This is a genomic window from Acidovorax sp. GW460-11-11-14-LB4, assembly GCF_059423685.1.
The window spans coordinates 1-2,090 of sequence record NZ_JBWKYJ010000142.1 but is presented as its reverse complement, the minus strand read 5'-3'; the positions used below and the strand labels follow the sequence as shown (position 1 = coordinate 2,090).

Below are 2,090 nucleotides of genomic sequence, written 5' to 3'. Positions count from 1 at the left end.
GCGCCATTGCTCGCTGCAGGCGCGGCGGGGGCGGAGGGTGACGGTGCTGGGCGCGTGCTCAGGCTGCGCTCGATGGCGCGCACGGCCTCCAGGCGTTCGCTGAGCTGGTCATTGCGGCGTTGGCTGTCGCGCAGCTGCTGGGCCTGGCGGTCGAGCTGGTCCTCCAGCCGGCGTTGTTGCAGCAGCCGAGCCTCCAGCAGCCGGGCCAGCGGGTGCAAGGGTTGCGCTGCAGCGCCGGTGTTGCCCAGCACGCGCTGCACCAGGCCCAGCGCACGGGCGGTGTCCACGGCCTGGCGCGTTTGTGCCAGGGCCGTGGCCAATAGCAACGGCGTGTCGGCCGTGGCGTCCTCCGCTTCGCTCAGCCGGGCAATTTCCCTGGCGAGTTCGGCCGGGGGCAGCTTGAGCACACGGTCTGTCTGGGCCAGGAGCAGGGCAACGGGGGCGTTGTTATCGGTCTCCGTACCGCGTGCTTCGGTGGCGCCGACTTCGATCGCCGGAGCTACAGGCACGGCAATGATCATGGCCACCGGAGGTGGCTTGGTGGGGGCAGGTGGGGGCGCGGTGGTGGCGCAGCCTGCCAGCACGGTGCCCAGGGCAAGCACTGGCCATCGCAGCGCGTGGGAGGACAGGGGGGGAGTGCTAGGCGGCATGGGGAAGTTCGATGCGAAAGAAGGAGTGTGCGCCTTCGTCCACCAGGCGCACGCTGCCACCATGGGCCTGCACATATTCCTGCACGATGGACAACCCGATGCCGGTGCCGCGCACGGCATCGTCCGGTTGGCGAACACCCCGGTAAAAGGGTTCAAACACGCGGTCGCGGTCCACCCGGTCCACGCCGGGCCCCTGGTCGAAGACATCCAGGCGCACCTGGCCGGGAGGTTGCGAGAGCACCAGCCGCACCGTGCCCTGGGGAGGTGAAAAGCGAATGGCGTTGGACAGCAGATTGCTGACGGCGGAGGTGATCTTGTCGGCATCGACGGGCATGCGCACGGGCGACCCCTCTATCCGCACGGTCAGGCCCTTGGCCTGCCACTGCAGCCGCTGTGCCTCGACCTGGGCCTCCAGCAGGGCCAGCAGATCGGTGTCGCGCCGCTGCAGTTGCCGTGCCTCGAAGGCGGCGGCGTTGAAGCGCAGCAGGGCCTCGATCTCGCCCTGCAGCTGCAGCGTGTTGTGGTGCAGGATCTGCGCGACCTCGCGCTGGCCAGCGGTGAGTTCGCCCGTCACGCCGTCCTGCAGCAGCGCCACGCCCTCGCGCAGCGCGGCCAGAGGGGTCTTGAGTTCGTGGGAGACATGGCGCAGGAACCGCGCCTTGTCAGCATCCAGCTCCAGCAGTCGCAGCCGCAGCCATTCCAGCCGCTGGCCCAGCCGGCGCACGTCGTCCGGGCCGGAGATCAGCACCGGCTCGTCCAGCTGGTTTTCACCCAGCTGCCGGATGGCGCCTTCGAGACGCTTGAACGGTCGCGCCAGCCAGATGCCCAGAGACAGTGCCAGCACCAACGCCAGCACAATGGCGCCCACTACCTGGTGCGTCACGTTGCGGCGGCTGCTCTCCACCTGGTCCTGCAGCGCCTGGTTGCGTTGGGTGTTGATGTCCTGCACCGACTGCACCATGGTGCCGTGCAGGGTTTCCAGGGCCATAAATTCCTCGGCGACCAGGCGTTCGTTGTCGAGCGCACGGTCCGGCGGTGCGTCCAGCAAGGTTTTGACGGCCTCCAGGTGGGTGCGCCACGCTTGCGTCTGCGCGGACGGCAACCCTGCAGCCTGCAGGTGGTCCACTACGGTGAGCGCATCGACCGCCATGTCGTCGAAGCTGCGGCGCAGCGGCGCATCGCGCAGCACCAGGGACTGCCGCGCCGCACGTTCCAGGGCTTGCCCGCGCTGGTTCAGGCCTTGTGCGGCCGTGGCCAATGCAGTGGCCTCGGCCGTGCCATGGCGGCTGAGCACCATGAGCTGCTCCAGCGTGTGCAAGGCCCTCAGTGAGCTGACCCCCAGCAAGCCTGCAATCAGCACGAATGCCAGCAGCAACAGTTGCTGGAAAGAGAGGCCATGCAGCAGGCCTTCGGCGGGTGGCGGTGCCGTGGGTGGGGGGC

The 2,090-nt window shown here is 68.9% G+C and carries 2 protein-coding genes; both read right to left on the bottom strand.

Features of this window, described 5'->3' with window-relative positions; all coding sequences use genetic code 11:
* Positions 1-650: hypothetical protein (locus tag AC07X4_RS23915; RefSeq protein ID WP_494741539.1), on the bottom strand; the 650-nt coding region annotated here is incomplete at its 3' end.
* On the bottom strand, positions 640-2,055 hold the full coding sequence (locus tag AC07X4_RS23910; protein ID WP_494741540.1) for a sensor histidine kinase: 1,416 nt from the start codon (positions 2,053-2,055) through the stop codon (positions 640-642). The genes AC07X4_RS23910 and AC07X4_RS23915, both read right to left, overlap by 11 nt.
* Positions 2,056-2,090 lie beyond the last annotated feature (35 nt).